Below are 18,105 nucleotides of genomic sequence, written 5' to 3'. Positions count from 1 at the left end.
CTACTTCAACGCCATCAAATTGATGGCACTCTGGAAGAGCAAATCACAGCAAGGGTCGTGCCGCTCGGCAGGCAGAAACGACAAAGGCCCCTATGAAGGGGCCTTTGTTTTTTACATCAACAGCTTATCAAGCAAACGGGTGACGCAGAACGATGGTCTCATTGCGGTCCGGGCCTGTCGAAATAATGTCGATCGGCGCGCCGACCAGCTCTTCGATACGCTTGATGTAGGCACGGGCAGCGGCCGGCAACTCTTCCAGGGTCTTGGCCCCCAGGGTCGACTCGCTCCAGCCTGGCATCTGCTCGTATACCGGCTCCAGGCCGATATAGCTGTCTGCGTCGGTTGGCGCGTCGATGACTGCGCCATCCTGGTTTTTGTAACCCACGCAGATGTTGATGGTTTCCAGGCCGTCCAGTACGTCCAGCTTGGTCAGGCACAGGCCCGAGATGCTGTTGACGTCGATGGCGCGACGCAGGATGACGGCATCGAACCAGCCGCAACGGCGGGCACGGCCGGTGGTTGCACCGAACTCATGGCCACGCTTGGCCAGGAAAGCGCCCACGTCATCGAACAGTTCGGTCGGGAACGGACCCGAACCTACACGAGTGGTGTAGGCCTTGGTGATACCGAGGATGTAGTCCAGGTACATCGGGCCAACGCCCGAACCGGTGGCGATGCCGCCGGCAGTGGTGTTGGAGCTGGTGACGTACGGGTAGGTACCGTGGTCGATGTCCAGCAGCGAGCCCTGGGCGCCTTCGAACATGATGTCCTTGCCCGCGCGACGCAGCTGGTGCAGCTCGGCGGTCACGTCCAGCATCATCGGCTTGAGCAGCTCGGCGTATTCCATGCACTCGTCGAGCGTCTTCTGGAAGTCGATGGCCGGCTCTTTGTAGTAATTGACCAGTACGAAGTTGTGGTAGTCCAGCAACTCGCCCAGCTTCGCGGCGAAACGCTCGCGGTGGAACAGGTCGCCGATACGCAGGCCGCGACGAGCGACCTTGTCTTCGTAAGCCGGGCCGATGCCGCGACCGGTGGTACCGATCTTCTGCTCGCCGCGGGCCTTTTCACGCGCCTGATCCAGCGCTACGTGGTAGGACAGGATCAGCGGGCAGGATGGGCTGATACGCAGGCGCTCACGCACCGGTACGCCTTTCTCTTCCAGCTTGACGATTTCACGCAGCAAGGCGTCCGGCGCAACCACCACGCCGTTGCCGATCAGGCACTGGACGCCTTCGCGCAGCACACCCGAAGGGATCAGGTGCAAGACGGTTTTCTCGCCGTCGATCACCAGGGTGTGGCCAGCGTTGTGGCCACCTTGGTAGCGCACTACGGCGGCAGCATGTTCGGTCAGCAGATCAACGATCTTGCCTTTGCCCTCATCACCCCACTGGGTGCCCAGGACTACGACATTCTTACCCATAACACTTGTCCTCATTCGCGCAAACTTGGTGCCGGCAACGGCCGGCGGGAAAACTCAAGAAGCCAGCGGCAATACTTGCCAAAGCCCGTTCTGCTGAATCAATTGCCGGTCGCAGTCCGCGTCACGGGCGGCGGCCAATGGTTGTCCAGGCAAGGCCTGAACCACGCGCTGACCCTCACTGCGCAACTGGCAAACCTGCTGCCAGAGGGCTGCATCCGTACTGTCCGGCATCCAGATACCGCCAGACGGTAGCTCGATCTCAGCACGCCCCAGGGTCACCAGGGTTTTCAAATCGGTAGAGAAGCCGGTTGCCGGACGGGCGCGACCGAAGTCGGCGCCGATGTCGTCGTAACGACCGCCCTGGGCAATGGACTGGCCAACGCCCGGCACGAACACCGCGAATACCACACCGGTGTGGTAGTGGTAGCCACGCAACTCGCCCAGGTCGAAGTACAGCGGCAATTCAGGGAAACGCACGGAAAGACGCTCGGCAATCGCCAACAGGTCGTCCAGGGCCGCCAGCACCGGCGCCGGCGCATTGGCCAGGCGTTCGCGGGCTGCAGCCAGTACTTCACGGCCGCCGCACAGGTCGACCAGCGCCCGCAGCATGCCGGACAGGTCGGCCGGCAGGCCTTCGGTCAAGGTAATGACTTCATCGATGGCCTTGCGTTGCAGGGCATCGAACAGCTGCTGTTCCACTTCGCCGGAGAGACCGGCCGCGCGGGCCAGGCCACGGTAGATACCGACATGCCCCAGATCCATGTGCACATCCGGCACATCGGCCAGTTGCAGCATCGCCAGCATCAGGCTGATGACTTCTACGTCGCTGCTCGGGCTCGCATCGCCATACAACTCGGCACCCAGCTGGATCGGACTGCGCGAGGATGACAAGGCACGCGGCTGCGCATGCAGCACGCTACCGGCGTAACACAGGCGGCTCGGGCCTTCACGACGCAGGGTATGCGCATCGATACGGGCCACCTGCGGCGTAATGTCGGCGCGGAAACCCATCTGCCGACCCGATTGCGGGTCGATGACCTTGAAGGTACGCAGATCGAGGTCCTGGCCCGCGCCAGTCAGCAAGGATTCCAGGTACTCGATATGAGGGGTCACGACGAACTCGTAACCCCAGCTCTGGAACAGATCCAACACCTGGCGACGCGCAACTTCAATGCGCGCCGCCTCAGGTGGCAGTACTTCTTCGATGCCATCTGGCAGCAGCCAGCGGTCTACCGTTGCCATTACGCCATTCCCCTGTGATCCAGGCGGCCAGCCTATGGGCGGGCCTTGAGTGAAGCAGAAAATGATCGGCCCATGTGCAAACCACGCGCATGGGCGACGGGGCGAAAAGCCTGAAACCGGCTTCGCCACTCACTTTCCTCGAAAAAACTGTCGAGTCGTTCAACTCGTCGTCTTGCACCAACAACCACAATCAAACGTGCAGACGCAAAAAAGCCGGGAATTTCCCGGCTGCCGCATCATACACTCGTTTTCCCAAAGGATCACCCCGCCAGACACTTTAGCCGCCGGGCGGGGCGATTCAGGTCAACGTCGCATCAAGGCTTGGCCTTTTCCAGGTAACGGAAAAAGTCGCTGCTTGGGTCCAGGACCATGACGTCGGATTTGTTCGCGAAGCTTTCACGATAGGCACGCAGGCTACGGTAGAAACCGTAGAATTCCTGGTCCTGACCGTAGGCCTTGGAGTAGATGGCTGCAGCCTGGGCGTCACCATCACCGCGAATCTCTTCCGACTCACGATAGGCTTCGGCCAGCAGTACGCGGCGCTGACGATCGGCGTCGGCACGAATACCTTCCGCCAGCTCGTTACCCTTGGCGCGATGCTCACGCGCTTCACGCTCACGCTCGGTGCTCATACGCTCGAAGACGCTGCGGTTCACTTCCTTCGGCAAGTCGATGGTCTTGACCCGGACATCGACCACTTCGATGCCAAGCTCTTTCTCGGCCATCTTGTTGAGCGAAGCCGTGATGTCCGCCATCAGCGCATCACGCTCACCGGAAACCACTTCGTGCAGGGTGCGCTTGCCGAACTGGTCACGCAGGCCCGACTCCAGACGACGGGAAAGACGCTCGTCGGCGATCTGCTTGAGGCCGGAAGTCGCGGTATAGAAACGCTCCGCATCCTTCACGCGCCATTTGGCATAGGCATCGACCATCACGGCTTTCTTTTCCAGCGTCAGGAAACGCTGGGTCGGTGCATCCAGGGTCATCAGGCGAGCGTCGAACTTACGCACCTGGTTCACATAGGGCACTTTCACATGCAGGCCCGGCTGAACGTCAGCCTGGACCACACGACCGAACTGCAGCAACACCGCGCGCTCGGTCTGAGCGACGATGTAGAAGCAGTTCCAGGCAGCGATCGCCACGACGACGCCAACGATAAGGGCGATCAGCGATTTATTGCTCATCAGCGACTCTCCCTGGTACGCGCTTGCTGTTGCTGCAGATCAGCTGCCGCACGCGCATTCGCTTCGTTGCTGCTGGCTGCTGCGCCGGTCACCGGAGCACTGGTGCTACGGCCACTTTCGACCATTTTGTCCAGCGGCAGGTACAGCAGATTGCTCTGGCCGTTCTTGTTGCCGGTCACGAGAACCTTGCTAGTATTGCTGAAGACTTCCTGCATGGTGTCCAGGTACAGACGCTCACGGGTCACTTCAGGCGCCTTGCGGTATTCGGCCACCAGCTTGGTGAAGCGATCGGCCTCACCCTTGGCGCGGGAAACCACTTCGCCACGGTAACCGTTGGCATCCTCGATGATGCGCTGGGCCTGACCACGGGCTTCCGGCACGACGCCGTTGGCGTAGGTTTCAGCCTGGTTGCGCGAACGCTGCTCGTCTTCACGGGCACGGATCACGTCATCGAAGGCTTCCTGCACTTCACGCGGTGCCGCTGCGCTCTGTACGTTCACCTGGGTAACGGTGATACCGGTGCGATAGGTATCGAGGAAGCGTTGCAGACGCTCCTTGATTTCGCTGGCCATCAACTCACGACCTTCGGTCAGCACCTGGTCCATCGCGGTGGAACCCACTACGTGGCGCAGCGCACTGTCGGTGGCGTGCTGCAGGCTGATTTCCGGCTGATCGACGTTCAGCACGAAGTCCTGCAAGTTGCTGATCTTGTACTGCACGGTCAGCGGCACTTCGACGATGTTCTCGTCTTCAGTCAGCATTTGACCCTGCTTGGTATAGGCACGCTCGCGCGTGACGTTTTCCATGTACTTGCGATCGATCGGCGGGAAGTAGATGTTCAGGCCCGGGCCGACGGTTTCGTAGTACTTGCCGAAGCGCAGCACCACGGCCTGCTCCTGCTCGTCCACGACATACACCGCGCTGTACAGCCACACGGCCGCCAGCACGACCAGACCGATACCGAGCAGGCCGAGACCGCCGCCCTTGCCGGAACTGCCACCATCGTCACCACGTTTCTTGCCACCACCGAACAACCCATTCAGGCTTTCCTGCAGCTTGCGGAAGGCCTCGTCGAGATCCGGTGGCCCCTTGCGGTCGCCATTGTTGCGGCGCTTACCACCCCAAGGATCCTGATTATTCGAGTTGCCACCCGGCTCATTCCAAGCCATAGCGCTCTCCATCTGATAAAGCAAAGACGCACCCACGGCGCGCCGACCAATGCTACAGAATGCCTGCTACAGCGGCACAACCGCTTTCTCAGGCTTTTATTGCAAAGTGTGTTGCTCGATGAACTCCAGCGGCTGCATGCCTTCGCGGCTTACCAGTCGATTCAGCTCGACTCGCGGCAAGCGGACAGCCAGCAGGCTGACACCTTCCTCGTCGTGATCTTCTTTCTGCACTGCGCCCAACTCGAAGAACTGCGCTCGCAGTCGAGCAAAACGCTGCGGCAAGCGCAAGGTGCCTACAAACAAATCCTCGCCGAGCAACTCGGCAATGGCCTGCTTGAGCAGGTCCAGCCCTTGCCCTTCACGAGCCGACAACCAGACCCGCTGCGGCTTGCCGTCGGCATCACGCTGGATCTGCGGGTCTACTCCCTCGAGCAAATCGAGTTTGTTATAGACCTCCAGTATCGGCAAGTCCTGGGCCCCGATCTCGCCGAGCACCACCATGACCTGTTCGATCTGGGCCATGCGCTCCGGCTCATGGGCATCGATCACATGCAACAGCAGGTCGGAGTTGCTCGACTCTTCGAGCGTAGCCCGAAACGCCTCGACCAGTTTGTGCGGCAGATGACGAATGAACCCCACGGTGTCGGCCAACACGACCGGACCAAGATCGTCCAGTTCGAGCCGGCGCAAGGTCGGATCGAGGGTGGCGAACAGTTGGTTGGCCGCAAATACATCGGACTCGGTCACGGAGTTGAACAAGGTGGACTTGCCGGCGTTGGTGTAGCCCACCAACGATACCGAAGGAATGTCGGCACGCTTGCGCCCGCGACGAGCCTGCTCACGCTGGCTGCGAACTTTCTCCAGCCGGGCCTTGATCTGCCGCAGGCGAACCCGCAGAAGACGCCGGTCGGTCTCGAGCTGGGTTTCACCCGGACCACGCAAGCCGATACCGCCCTTCTGCCGCTCAAGGTGAGTCCAGCCACGAACCAGACGGGTACTCATATATTCAAGCTGGGCCAGTTCTACCTGGAGCTTGCCTTCGTGAGTGCGGGCGCGCTGGGCGAAAATATCGAGAATCAGACCCGTGCGGTCAATCACGCGACACTCGAAAGCACGTTCGAGGTTACGTTCCTGACTGGGTGTGAGGATGTGATTGAAAATCACCAGGTCGACCTGTTCGGCTTTGACCAGGTCGCGTAATTCTTCGACCTTGCCGCTGCCAACCAGGTACTTGGCGGTTGGCCGATGACGCGGCACGTTAACAAACGCGACGGTCTCGGCGCCGGCCGATATTGCCAACTCCTGAAACTCCTGCGGATCTTCGCGCGCCTCAGGGTCCTGACCATCCAAGTGAACGAGAATTGCACGTTCACCACCACCGTGGCGCTCAAAGAACAAAGGAGACTCCTATCAGGCGTTACCTGGCTCAGCGTCACCCTGTTCGGATTCGGATGCGCTAGGCAGGCGAATTGGACGAACCGGCACCACTGTCGAGATAGCGTGCTTGTAAACCATTTGGCTGACGGTGTTCTTCAGCAGGATGACGAACTGGTCGAAAGACTCGATCGTACCTTGCAGCTTGATCCCGTTGACCAGATAGATGGAAACCCCAACTTTCTCTTTACGTAAAGTATTCAAGTAAGGGTCTTGTAGCGAATGCCCTTTTGACATGTGCCGCACTCCTTTAAGGATCAATAATAAAAAATCGGAAAACAGATGGCTAAAACCGCCCCACCCCCAAGGATAGACGGCAATTGCAAGGACTCAGCTCAATATGGAGACCGTTCCCAGGTATTTCAAGGCGCGTGGCAGATTGTCGCAATCCAGGCTGTCCAGCCAGTGTAAATCAGCCCAGCTGCGTAACCAGGTGAACTGGCGCTTCGCCAATTGGCGCGTGGCAATGATGCCGCGCTCCTGCATCTCGGCGAATGTCAGCTTGCCATCCAGATGATCCCAGACCTGTCGGTAGCCTACAGCACGTATAGACGGCAACCCGGCATGCAGGTCACTTCTAGAGCGCAGAGCTACGACCTCGTCGACGAATCCCTGTTCCAACATAATTGTGAATCTTTGTGCAATACGCTCATGCAGTACCTGACGGTTTGCCGGGGCAATGGCCAAGTTCGCGACAGTATAGGGCAATTGTCCCCGTCCCGAAGCGGCTGCTTCAGTACTTTGCGCAGATTGTCGCAGTCTGTGGGCGGTCATGCTCAGGCCGCTGACCCGATAGACTTCCAGCGCCCGGGTCAGGCGCTGCGGATCATTGGGATGAATCCGCGCCGCCGATTCGGGGTCGATTATCGCCAGTTGGTCATGCAAGGCTTGCCAGCCAAGGCGTGCGGCCTCTTCTTCCAGCTCCGCGCGAACCTGTGGGTCGGCCGGCGGCATGTCTGCCAGGCCTTCGAGCAAAGCCTTGTAATAGAGCATCGTGCCGCCCACCAGCAGCGGAATCTTGCCGCGCGCGGTGATATCGGCCATGGCGGCCAGCGCATCGGTGCGGAAATCCGCCGCCGAATAGCTCTCGGCCGGGTCGAGAATATCGATCAGACGGTGTGGAAACTCGGCCAGGATTTCCTTGGACGGCTTGGCGGTGCCTATGTCCATGCCACGGTAGACCAGCGCCGAATCGACGCTGATCAGTTCGCAAGGCAGAACCTTGGTGAGCTCGATGGCCAGGTCGGTCTTGCCAGCGGCAGTCGGGCCCATCAGGAAGATCGCTGGAGGAAGCTGGCTCATCAACGACCGCGCAAGAAGAGTTTGTCCAGATCGTCCAGGCCCAACTGGGTCCAAGTCGGTCGGCCATGGTTGCATTGACCGCTGCGCTCGGTGTTTTCCATGTCGCGCAACAAGCCGTTCATTTCCGGCAGGGCCAGGCGGCGATTGGCACGGATCGCACCGTGGCAGGCCATGGTACCCAGCAACTCGTTGAGGTGCGCCTGGATACGATCGCTGGTGCCGTACTCCATCAGGTCGGCCAGGACGTCATGCACCAGGCGATTGGCTTCCGCCTGCTTGAGCAAGGCTGGAATCTGCCGGATCGCCAGCGATTCCGGGCCCAGGCGCTGCAACTCGAAGCCCAGGCGCTGGAACCAGCCGACATGCTCCTCGGCACAATCCGCTTCGCGCTGGCTGACCGCGATCGACTCCGGCACCAGCAGCGGCTGGCCACTCAGGCCTTCGCTGGCCATCGCCACCTTCAGGCGCTCGTACATGATCCGCTCGTGGGCCGCGTGCATGTCCACCAGCACCAGGCCCTGGGCGTTTTCCGCGAGGATATAGATGCCTTTGAGCTGCGCCAGCGCATAGCCCAGCGGCGGGATATCGCCCTGGGCATCCGGCAAGGACGCTGCGCCGGATTCCGGCAGTGGCGCGAAGAACTCACGATAGGCGCTTTGCGCCTCGGCCGCCGGCAACACTGGCTGCGGACGCGGCGTGTACTGATACTGATAACCCGCGCCCGAGCCAGTCCCCGACGGATTGAACGCCGGCTGGGCCTGCGGCTGCTCCAGCGTCATGTTCGCCGCCAGGCGCATTTCGCCCTGGGGGCCGAACTCGCCGGCCTCGATCCCGCTCGGCCGCACAATGCCGGCGACCGCTGCCGGCGCCGCCAGATGGTCTTCCGGCCGGACATCGCCGAGGGCGCGATGCAGGGTGCCATACAGGAAGTCGTGGACCATGCGTCCGTCGCGAAAGCGCACTTCGTGTTTGGTCGGGTGCACGTTGACGTCGACCACCGCCGGGTCGACTTCGAAGAACAGCACAAAGGTCGGATGCCGACCGTTGAACAGCACGTCGCGGTAAGCCTGGCGCACCGCATGGGCCACCAGCTTGTCGCGCACCGCACGACCGTTGACGTAGAAATACTGCAGGTCCGCCTGGCTGCGGGAAAAGGTCGGCAAGCCTACCCAACCCCACAGATGCAGGCCATTACGTTCGACCTCGATCGGCAACGCCTGCTCGAGAAAGCCCGAACCGCACACCGCCGCTACACGCCGCGCACGCGCCACATCATCGTTGGCTTCATGCAGGCTGAGAACGCTTTTACCGTTATGGCGCAGGTGAAAAGCCACGTCGAAACGCGCCAGAGCCAGGCGCTTGATCACTTCCTGCAGGTGATCGAACTCGGTTTTCTCGGCCTTGAGAAACTTGCGCCGGGCCGGGGTATTGAAGAACAGGTCGCGGACTTCCACCGAGGTACCGACCGGATGGGCCGCCGGCTGCACGCGCGGGGCCATGTCGCGGCCTTCCGTTTCCACCTGCCAGGCCTGATCGGCGTCGCGGGTACGGGAAGTCAGGGTCAATCGCGCGACCGAACTGATGGAAGCCAGTGCCTCTCCACGAAAACCCAGGCTCATGACCTGCTCCAGGTCCTCAAGGTTGCGAATCTTGCTGGTGGCGTGGCGCGCCAGGGCTAGCGGCAGATCGTCCGCGGAAATGCCGCTACCGTCGTCGCGTACCCGCAGCAACTTGACACCCGCCTGCTCGACATCCACATCGATACGCTTGGCCCCGGAGTCCAGGCTGTTCTCCAGCAATTCCTTGATCACCGAGGCCGGACGTTCGACCACCTCACCGGCGGCAATCTGGTTCGCCAGTCGCGGGCTGAGCAGCTCGATCCGGGCGCTGCTGATGACTGCGTCATTCATTCCTTGGCCGCCAGTTCTGTACCCGGGATGGTGAGGGTCTGACCGATTTTCAGCTCATCGCTGCTCAGGTTGTTGGCGCTGCGCAGGGTGGCGGCGGAAACCTGATAACGCACGGCGATCATCGCCAGGGTTTCCCCCGGGCTCACGCGGTGGTCGCGAGGTCCCTGGGCAATCTTCCCGGAATCACGCAGCCAGGCGATGTAGGTGCCCGGCGGTGGATTCTGCTGGAAGAACTGCCGCACACCGCTGCTGATGGAGCGCGCCAGTGCCTGCTGGTGGCTGACAGTGGCCAGCTTGGACGCTTCGTTGGCATTGGAGATAAAGCCGGTTTCCACCAGGATCGACGGAATGTCCGGAGACTTGAGCACCATGAACCCGGCCTGTTCGACGCGCTGCTTGTGCAGCGGGGTGACCCGGCCGATGTTGCTGAGCACTTTCTGGCCGACGTTGAGACTGGAAGTCAGCGAGGCCGTCATGGACAAGTCCAGCAGTACTCCGGCGAGCATCCGGTCCTTGTCATCGAGGCTGACGTTGCCGGCCCCGCCGATCAGGTCGGAACGGTTTTCGCTGTCCGCCAGCCAGCGGGCCGTCTCGGACGTGGCGCCACGGTCGGAGAGCGCGAACACCGAGGCCCCGAAGGCCGCGCGGGACGGTGCCGCGTCGGCGTGGATCGAGACGAACAGGTCGGCGCCTTTCTTGCGGGCGATCTCGGTGCGGCCGCGCAGCGGGATGAAGTAGTCGCCGGTACGGGTCAGCTCGGCGCGGAAGCCCTTGAGGCCGTTGATCTGGCGCTGCAGTTCGCGGGCGATGGCCAGCACCACGTCTTTCTCATGCTGGCCGCGCGAGCCGGAGGCACCCGGGTCCTCGCCACCGTGACCGGCATCGATGACCACGACGATATCGCGCTTGCCGGCCGGGGCCGGTGGCAGCTTGATCTCAGGCTTGGTCGGCGTTACCGGGACCGCCGGCACAGTCGCGACATTCGGCGCGGGCGGCGGCGTTGGCGCGGCGTCGGCCGGGTTGTCGAACAGGTCGACCACCAGGCGATTGCCGTACTGGGCATTGGGCGTCAGGGTAAAACTCTTGGGGGTGACGGCCTTTTTCAGGTCGATGACCACCCGCAGGTCGGTAGGCGTGCGCTGGGCCGAACGCATGGCGGTAATCGGCGTATTCGCCGTGGAGACATTCAGCGGCCCGCCGAGGGTCGCACCGTTGATATCGATCACCAGACGATCAGGGGCCGTCAGGGTGAAGACGCTGTGCTGGACCGGCCCGGACAGGTCAAATACCAGTCGAGTGTTATCCGGTGCCCGCCACAGGCGAACGCTACGGACCTGTGTAGCGGCCAGAGCGTCGACGGCCAATGCCGTAAGCAACAGTCCTACGACAGCAACCAACGCGCGAATGCGCATACCTAACCCCATCAATTATTTGAATTCCAACGCCAAAGCGGCACACCAGGCCTCGCCACGCGAGCCTTGCGACAACAAATGCAGGGAACGCCCACTGTTATGCGGGCTAATGGTAATGGTCAGGTCCGGCTTTGGCAAAAAGCCCGCACCACGCTGGGGCCACTCGATCAGACACAGTGCATCCCCCTCGAGATAATCGCGGATGCCGAGAAACTCCAGCTCTTCCGGATCGACCAGGCGATAAAGATCGAAGTGGAAGGCCCGCACATCGCCGATCTCGTAGGGCTCGACCAGGGTAAAGGTCGGGCTTTTCACCGCGCCGGCATGTCCCAGGCCACGGATGAGCCCCCGGGACAATGTGGTTTTCCCCGCCCCCAGATCACCTTCCAGAAAGATCACACCCACCCCTTGAGTGACCTGCGCCAGGCGCGCGCCAAAGGCGATCATGGCGTCTTCGTCTGCCAGATACAGGGTTATTTCAGACACGATGATTGTTCCTCCAGCAACTGACGAATGACCGGGATCAGATCGCTGGCCGCCAGCCCCCGGCCCAATTTACCTTGATGCTCGCCCGCGACGGCATGCAGCCAGACCGCCAGGCAAGCACTATCGAACGCCGGCATCCCCTGGGCCAGCAGCGCTCCGACCAGACCGGCCAGCACATCCCCCAACCCCGCCGTGGCCATGGCCGGATGCCCCCGGTCGCAACGGGCCAGGCGGCCATCCGGGCTGGCTACCAGACTTCCGGCGCCCTTCAGGATAGCGACAGCTGTGTATTTTTTGCTCAGTGCCCGCGCGGCGGCCGGGCGATCCGCCTGCACCTGCGCGGTTGAGATTCCCAGCAGCCGTGCGGCCTCCCCCGGGTGCGGGGTGATCACGCTGCCCGACGGCAAGGTCAAACCGCCTTTGGCCAGCAGATTGAGCGCATCGGCATCCCAGACCTGGGGCCGCGGCGCATTGGCGGCGGCAGATAAAAGGCTGCGCCCCCAGGCCGCCTGCCCCAGCCCGGGCCCCGCCACGATGATCGAGGCCTGCTCCAGCAAGCCCATCAACTGGTTGGCCGAGTCGGTGCCCAGGGCCATGACCTCCGGGACCCGCGCCAGAGCGGCCGCAACGTGCTCGCTGCGGGTCGCCAGAGAAACCATCCCGGCACCGCTGCGCAGGGCGCTCTCGGCGCAGAGCAGCGCCGCGCCGCCAAAACCGCGATCGCCGCCGATCAGCAACAGGTGCCCGAACTGGCCTTTATGGGCACTTGGCGAACGGGCAGCCAGTCGCGGTAGCGTGTTGGGCATCAACGGCTGAATGTCGGGTAAAGGGTGTTTTGTCTGCGGCATGCGTCTTCGGGCTCCGATGTCTGGCAGAATTATACGCACCTCAGCCCCGGTTTCTCTCGCCTCATGCCTGCCATTACCACCGATCTGCCCGCCCTGGCCCAATCGATCAAGGATTGGGGCCGCGAGCTGGGCTTTCAGCAAGTCGGCATCAGCGGCCTGGACCTGGCCGAGCATGAGCAGCACCTGGAGCGCTGGCTCGAGGCGGGCTACCACGGCGAAATGGACTACATGGGCGCCCACGGCAGCAAACGCTCCCATCCGGACGAACTGGTGCCCGGCACCCTGCGCGTGGTGTCCCTGCGCATGGATTACCTGCCCGGCGACACCCAGATGGCGCAGCGCCTGGCCCAGCCGGAAAAGGCCTATGTCTCGCGCTACGCCCTGGGCCGCGACTATCACAAGCTGATCCGCAAGCGCGTGCAGCAACTGGCCGAGCGCATCCAGAAGGAAATCGGCCCGTTCGGCTATCGCGCCTTCGTCGACAGCGCCCCGGTGCTGGAAAAAGCCATCGCCGAACAAGCCGGGCTCGGCTGGATCGGCAAGAACACCCTGGTACTCAACCGCAAGGCCGGCAGCTATTTCTTCCTCAGCGAACTGTTCGTCGACCTGCCCTTGCCGGTGGACGAGCCACACGCCACCGAGCATTGCGGCCGCTGCACGGCATGCCTGGACATCTGCCCGACCAAGGCCTTCGTCGGCCCTTATGTACTGGACGCCCGGCGCTGCATTTCGTACCTGACCATCGAACTGAAAAACGCCATTCCCGAGGATCTGCGCCCGCTGATCGGCAACCGGGTGTTCGGCTGCGACGATTGCCAGATCGTCTGCCCGTGGAACCGCTTCGCCCGCCCTTCCGGCGAAGGCGACTTCAAGCCACGCCACAACCTCGACAATGCCGAGCTGGCCGAACTGTTCATGTGGGACGAGGACAAGTTTCTCAGCAGCACCGAAGGCTCGCCGCTGCGCCGCGCCGGCTATGAGCGCTGGCTACGCAACCTGGCGGTGGGGCTGGGTAACGCACCGTCGAGCATTCCGGTGCTGGAAGCCCTGAAAGCCCGGCGGGATTACCCATCAGAACTGGTGCGCGAACACGTGGAATGGGCGCTGAAGCAGCATGCCAGCCGTCATTGCTCGTCGTTGTAGACGAACTTGGGCATTTCCCAGTGGAAACGGATCGCCAGCAGGCGCAGTAGGAAACCGCCGAACAGAGTGATGAGGATCGACTGCTCGCCGGGCAATTGCAGATAGATGCAGAGCATGTAGCACCAGGCCGCGGCGAACGAGACGCTGGCATACAGTTCGCGACGGAAAATCAGCGGAATATCGTTGCAGAAGATGTCCCGCAGGATGCCGCCGAACACCCCGGTAATCACCCCGCTGACCGATGCCACCACCATGCCGTGGCCCATTTCCAGGGCGGTCATGCAACCGATCAGGGTGAACGCCACCAGCCCCACGGCGTCGAGCACCAGGAACAGCGAACGCAAGTGGCGCATCAAGGGCGCGATGAAGATCGTCACCAGGGCCGCAACCGAGGTCAACACCAGGTACTCAGGGTGCTTGACCCAGGTCAGCGGGTAATGCCCCAGCAGCACGTCACGCACCGAACCGCCACCCAGGGCCGTGACGCAGGCGATCAACACCACCCCGAACCAGTCCATGCCGCGACGACCGGCGGACAAGGCGCCAGTCATGGCTTCGGCGGTAATGGCAATCAGGTAAAGCATCAGCAGCATGATGGCGGTCCTTACAGGAAGGCGCGCAGTCTACTCAGTTGCTGCCGGCACCAAAAGGGGGCGCCGGCTGGAATTGCTGGAGCCCCCGGAGCGATCTATCGCGAGCAAGCCTTGCGCGAACCCGTAGGAGCGAGGCTTGCCCGCGATGGCGTCAGAACAGACGCCACCGCACCATCAGAGCTTGATGAAGTGCTTGCGGTAATGCTGCAGCTCGGCGATCGACTCGCGGATGTCGTCCAGGGCCAGGTGGGTGCTGCCTTTCTTGAAGCTGTCGCGCACGTCCGGCGCCCAGCGGGCCGCCAGTTCCTTGAGAGTGGAAACGTCAAGGTTGCGGTAGTGGAAGTAGCTTTCCAGTGCCTTCATATGGCGGTACAGGAAGCGGCGATCCTGGCAGATGCTGTTGCCACAGATCGGCGACTTGCCCTTGGGCACCCACTGCTCCAGGAAGGCGATGGTCTGCGCTTCCGCTTCAGCCATGCTGATGCGGCTTTCACGCACGCGCTGGGTCAGCCCCGAACCGCCATGCTGGCGGGTGTTCCACTCATCCATGCCGGCGAGAATTTCATCGCTCTGGTGGATGGCGATGACCGGACCTTCAGCCAAGGTATTGAGATTGCTATCGGTGACGATGGTCGCCATCTCGATGATGACGTCGGTATCAGGGTTCAGACCGGTCATTTCCAGATCGATCCAGATCAGATTCTGCGGGTTTTGCATGTGTGGGCTCCTCGGCGTAGTTGCGCAGTTTAGCCTAGAGGGACCTGCCGGCGTGCTAAACTCGCGGCCGTTTTACCTAACCGCCGCATTATCGACACGGAACACCAATGGCCAAACGCCAGCTCAATCGTCGCCAAAACTGGCGCATCGAAAAGATTCAAGGCGAACGCGCCGCCCGCGCCGCCAAACGTGAATCCTCTGCCGTGGAAGCACTGGAAGGCGGCGATCTCGGCCCCGAACAGACCGGCCTGGTGATCGCCCACTTCGGTGTGCAGGTCGAGGTCGAGGCGCGCGAGGGCGAACTGGCCGGCCAGGTGTTCCGCTGCCACTTGCGCGCCAACCTGCCGGCGCTGGTGACCGGCGATCAGGTGGTCTGGCGTCCGGGCAACCAGGGCATCGGTGTGATCGTCGCGCAACTGCCGCGCCACACCGAGCTGTGCCGTCCCGACAGCCGCGGCCAGCTCAAGCCGGTGGCCGCCAACGTCGACATGATCGTGATCGTCTTCGCCCCGCTGCCCGAACCCCATGCCAACCTGATCGACCGCTACCTGGTCGCCGCCGAACATGCCGGTATCCGCCCGCTGCTGTTGCTCAACAAGTTCGACCTGATCGACGAGCAGAATGCCCCCGCCCTGAACGCCTTGCTGGCGGTCTACCGGCAACTGGGCTATCCGGTGCTGGAAGTCTCGGCGCACCACGGCAATGGCATGGAACAGTTGCAAGCACAGCTGGACGGACGGATCAGCGTGTTCGTCGGCCAGTCGGGCGTGGGCAAGTCGTCGCTGGTGAACAGCCTGCTGCCGGAAGTCGAAACCCGCGTCGGGCCTTTGTCGGAGCTGTCCGGCCAGGGCACCCACACCACCACCACCGCGCGCCTGTTCCACTTCCCGGGCGGTGGCGAACTGATCGACTCCCCGGGGATTCGCGAATTCGGCCTGGGCCACGTCAGCCGCGCCGATGTCGAAGCGGGCTTCATCGAGTTCAACGACCTGCTGGGCACCTGCCGTTTCCGCGACTGCAAGCATGACCGCGAACCGGGCTGCGCCCTGCTCAAGGCCCTGGAAGACGGCCGGATCCAGCAGCAGCGGATGAACAGCTATCGCTCGATCATCGCCAGCCTGCCGGACAGCAGCTATTAATAGGTAGCCCCCACGCAGAAACAAAAAAGGCCGCGATGATCGCGGCCTTTTTCATGGGCCCTCTTTTATAGGGCCTGTTGCCAGCGGTTACTGCGCGGCTGGAGGCGTAGCGGCGGGTGCAGCCGGGCCTTCGGTCTTCGGCGCTGCGTCATCGAAGATATTCAGGCGCTCGCGCAGCTCATGGGCCGGCAGCGGCTCCTGCTCCGGCGGCAAGGCGTTCGGGTCGACCGGCACTTCGCCTGGGGCGCCCTGGCCCTGGGTCGGTGCCGGGGCCTCGGGAGCGACTTCGCCTTCGATCGCGCGCTGGGCCTTTTTGGTCAGCACCACAATGTCGATACGCCGGTTGATCGGGTTGAACGGGTCCTTGCGATCGAACAGCGATGACGAGGCATACCCCACCACGCGAGCCACCTGGCCGTCCGGATAGCTGCCCGCCACCAGCGCCCGACGCGCGGCGTTGGCACGGTTGGCCGAAAGCTCCCAGTTGCCGAAATCGCCGGTGCCCGAGTAAGGCTTGGCATCGGTGTGACCGCTGATGCTGATCTTGTTCGGCACCGCCTTGATGGTGTCGGCCATGGCCAGCAGGATGTCCTCGAAATACGGCTTCAGGCGCGCACTGCCGGAGTCGAACATCGGCCGGTTTTCCGAATCGATGATCTGGATACGCAGGCCGTCCGGAGTGATCTCGAACAGGATCTGGTCCTTGAACTTCTGCAATTGCGGGTTTTCTTCGACCTTGTTCTGCAGCTCTTGAAGCAACAGCTCCAGACGCTCTCTTTCCACCTGCTCGGCCATGCTCTCGACCTGATCAGTGTCGACCGTGACCTTGTCCGGTTGCGGCTGCGACTTGATCTCGGGGTTGAGCGTGTTTTCCGGCGCCAGCTCGGGAGAACCGCCCAGGTCGATGATGTAGGGCGTGCCGCTTTCCGAGAAGCCGATCGGGTCCTTGAAGTAACCGGCAATGGCGATCTTCTGTTCCGGGGTGGCGGTGGACAGCAGCCACAGCACCAGGAAGAACGCCATCATCGCCGTGGCGAAGTCGGCGAAGGCGATCTTCCATGCCCCGCCGTGATGCCCGCCGGCAAAGCGCTTGACGCGCTTGATGATAATCGGCTGATTGTTTTCCATGGCTTAGCGACCGCGAACCGCTTGTTCCAGCTCGGCGAAGCTCGGACGGTGCGCCGGGTACAGGACCTTGCGCCCGAACTCCACGGCCAGCGATGGCGGCATGCCGGAAGCCGAGGCCACCAGGGAGGCCTTGATGGCTTCATAGACGTTCAGCTCTTCCTTGGCGTCGTGGGCCAGGGAATGGGCCAGCGGGCCGAAGAAGCCGTAGGCCGCGAGAATACCGAAGAAGGTACCGACCAGTGCCGCACCTACGTGCAGGCCGATGGACTTCTGGTCGCCATCGCCCAGGGACGCCATGGTCACCACGATACCCAGTACCGCCGCGACGATACCGAAACCCGGCATGCCGTCGGCGATGCCATTGACCGCATGGGACGGATGCTCGAGGTCTTCCTTGAGGCTGAACAGCTCCATGTCGAACAGGCCTTCCAGCTCGTGGGGAGCCATGTTGCCGGAGGACATGATGCGCAGGTAGTCACAGATGAACGCGGTCATGCGCTCGTCTTTGAGCACGGATGGGTACTTGGCGAAAATCGGGCTGGCGGCAGCGTCTTCGATATCGCCCTCGATCGCCATCATGCCTTCGCGGCGGCTCTTGTTGAGGATCTCGTAGATCAGGCCCAGCACTTCCAGGTAGAAGGTCTGGGAAAAACGCGAACCGAACATCCCCAAGGACTTCTTGAGCACGTGCATGGTCATGTAGCCGGGGTTCGCCTGCAGGAACGCCCCCAGCGCGGCGCCGCCGATAATCAAGACCTCGAAAGGCTGGATCAGGGCGGCAATCTTGCCGTGAGAAAGCACGTATCCGCCGAGCACGCTCGCGAACACGACGATGATGCCGATAATTTTAGCCATAGGTAGGAAGGTACTTACTGAGTCGGGTTCAAGGTCATATTCGGAAGTTCTTAAAACTCTTCTTCTACTTATCGGCAAAACTGCGCCAGACTATAGGCCGTTAAGGCGAAAAGCCAGTTTGGC

Annotated in this window: 17 protein-coding genes; 2 read left to right on the top strand and 15 right to left on the bottom strand. The window is 62.2% G+C overall.

All coding sequences use genetic code 11. The features are described 5' to 3' along the window. Positions 1 to 127 precede the first annotated feature (127 nt). The 11 genes from AC3RCP_RS04040 to AC3RCP_RS03990 form a co-directional block, all read right to left on the bottom strand. Positions 128 to 1,420, bottom strand: coding sequence for an adenylosuccinate synthase (locus tag AC3RCP_RS04040; RefSeq protein WP_009041907.1), 1,293 nt, complete (start codon positions 1,418 to 1,420; stop codon positions 128 to 130). Positions 1,421 to 1,474: 54 nt separating this feature from the next. Beyond that, on the bottom strand, positions 1,475 to 2,662 hold the full coding sequence (locus AC3RCP_RS04035; protein WP_492571415.1) for an ATP phosphoribosyltransferase regulatory subunit: 1,188 nt from the start codon (positions 2,660 to 2,662) through the stop codon (positions 1,475 to 1,477). Positions 2,663 to 2,976: 314 nt separating this feature from the next. Further along, positions 2,977 to 3,846, bottom strand: coding sequence for a protease modulator HflC (gene hflC / locus AC3RCP_RS04030; protein ID WP_007921367.1), 870 nt, complete (start codon positions 3,844 to 3,846; stop codon positions 2,977 to 2,979). Beyond that, positions 3,846 to 5,015, bottom strand: a complete 1,170-nt coding sequence (hflK, locus tag AC3RCP_RS04025) for an FtsH protease activity modulator HflK (RefSeq protein WP_007921369.1) — start codon at positions 5,013 to 5,015, stop codon at positions 3,846 to 3,848. The genes hflC and hflK overlap by 1 nt, the downstream gene beginning before the upstream one ends. Positions 5,016 to 5,111: 96 nt before the next feature. Further along, complete coding sequence (gene hflX, locus AC3RCP_RS04020) at positions 5,112 to 6,413, bottom strand: ribosome rescue GTPase HflX (protein WP_007921372.1); 1,302 nt, start codon at positions 6,411 to 6,413, stop codon at positions 5,112 to 5,114. Between the two features lie 12 nt (positions 6,414 to 6,425). Next, positions 6,426 to 6,686, bottom strand: a complete 261-nt coding sequence (gene hfq / locus AC3RCP_RS04015; RefSeq protein ID WP_007921378.1) for an RNA chaperone Hfq — start codon at positions 6,684 to 6,686, stop codon at positions 6,426 to 6,428. 93 nt (positions 6,687 to 6,779) lie between these two features. Further along, positions 6,780 to 7,751, bottom strand: a complete 972-nt coding sequence (gene miaA, locus AC3RCP_RS04010; protein WP_053259423.1) for a tRNA (adenosine(37)-N6)-dimethylallyltransferase MiaA — start codon at positions 7,749 to 7,751, stop codon at positions 6,780 to 6,782. Then, positions 7,751 to 9,661: a DNA mismatch repair endonuclease MutL gene (mutL, locus tag AC3RCP_RS04005; protein ID WP_492571414.1), complete on the bottom strand. Its 1,911-nt coding sequence runs from the start codon at positions 9,659 to 9,661 to the stop codon at positions 7,751 to 7,753. The genes miaA and mutL overlap by 1 nt, the downstream gene beginning before the upstream one ends. Continuing rightward, a complete protein-coding gene (locus AC3RCP_RS04000; protein WP_202949036.1) occupies positions 9,658 to 11,085 on the bottom strand; it encodes an N-acetylmuramoyl-L-alanine amidase in 1,428 nt (475 codons plus the stop codon). The genes mutL and AC3RCP_RS04000 overlap by 4 nt, the downstream gene beginning before the upstream one ends. A gap of 3 nt (positions 11,086 to 11,088) precedes the next feature. Then, positions 11,089 to 11,559, bottom strand: coding sequence for a tRNA (adenosine(37)-N6)-threonylcarbamoyltransferase complex ATPase subunit type 1 TsaE (tsaE, locus tag AC3RCP_RS03995; protein WP_009041903.1), 471 nt, complete (start codon positions 11,557 to 11,559; stop codon positions 11,089 to 11,091). Beyond that, on the bottom strand, positions 11,547 to 12,407 hold the full coding sequence (locus AC3RCP_RS03990; RefSeq protein ID WP_492571413.1) for an NAD(P)H-hydrate dehydratase: 861 nt from the start codon (positions 12,405 to 12,407) through the stop codon (positions 11,547 to 11,549). Before AC3RCP_RS03990 ends, tsaE begins: the two co-directional genes overlap by 13 nt. Before the next feature lie 63 nt (positions 12,408 to 12,470). Between AC3RCP_RS03990 and queG the strand changes: the two genes are divergently transcribed. After that, a complete protein-coding gene (queG, locus tag AC3RCP_RS03985; RefSeq protein ID WP_007921396.1) occupies positions 12,471 to 13,550 on the top strand; it encodes a tRNA epoxyqueuosine(34) reductase QueG in 1,080 nt (359 codons plus the stop codon). On the opposite strand, the gene AC3RCP_RS03980 is transcribed toward queG, so the two are convergent. Both AC3RCP_RS03980 and orn read right to left on the bottom strand, forming a co-directional pair. Beyond that, on the bottom strand, positions 13,532 to 14,146 hold the full coding sequence (locus AC3RCP_RS03980; protein ID WP_169915460.1) for a trimeric intracellular cation channel family protein: 615 nt from the start codon (positions 14,144 to 14,146) through the stop codon (positions 13,532 to 13,534). The two genes, queG and AC3RCP_RS03980, sit on opposite strands and share 19 nt — an antisense overlap. A 171-nt stretch (positions 14,147 to 14,317) precedes the next feature. Continuing rightward, entirely contained in the window at positions 14,318 to 14,860 is a 543-nt protein-coding gene (gene orn / locus AC3RCP_RS03975; RefSeq protein WP_007921399.1) for an oligoribonuclease, read from the bottom strand. Between the two features lie 107 nt (positions 14,861 to 14,967). Here orn and rsgA point away from each other — a divergent pair, with 107 nt between their 5' ends. Beyond that, on the top strand, positions 14,968 to 15,999 hold the full coding sequence (gene rsgA, locus AC3RCP_RS03970; RefSeq protein WP_053259419.1) for a small ribosomal subunit biogenesis GTPase RsgA: 1,032 nt from the start codon (positions 14,968 to 14,970) through the stop codon (positions 15,997 to 15,999). Between the two features lie 87 nt (positions 16,000 to 16,086). Here the strand turns inward: rsgA and motB are convergent, their stop codons facing one another. Continuing rightward, positions 16,087 to 17,127 carry a flagellar motor protein MotB gene (motB, locus tag AC3RCP_RS03965; protein WP_053259418.1) on the bottom strand — a complete coding sequence of 347 codons (1,041 nt, stop codon included), beginning with the start codon at positions 17,125 to 17,127 and terminating at the stop codon, positions 16,087 to 16,089. 3 nt (positions 17,128 to 17,130) lie between these two features. Next, entirely contained in the window at positions 17,131 to 17,982 is an 852-nt protein-coding gene (gene motA, locus AC3RCP_RS03960; RefSeq protein WP_007921402.1) for a flagellar motor stator protein MotA, read from the bottom strand. Positions 17,983 to 18,105 lie beyond the last annotated feature (123 nt).

The sequence above is a fragment of the Pseudomonas sp. GW822-FHT05A08 genome (assembly GCF_058800485.1).
Note: the sequence above shows the minus strand (reverse complement) of the source record. Positions and strands in the feature narration are given on the sequence as shown.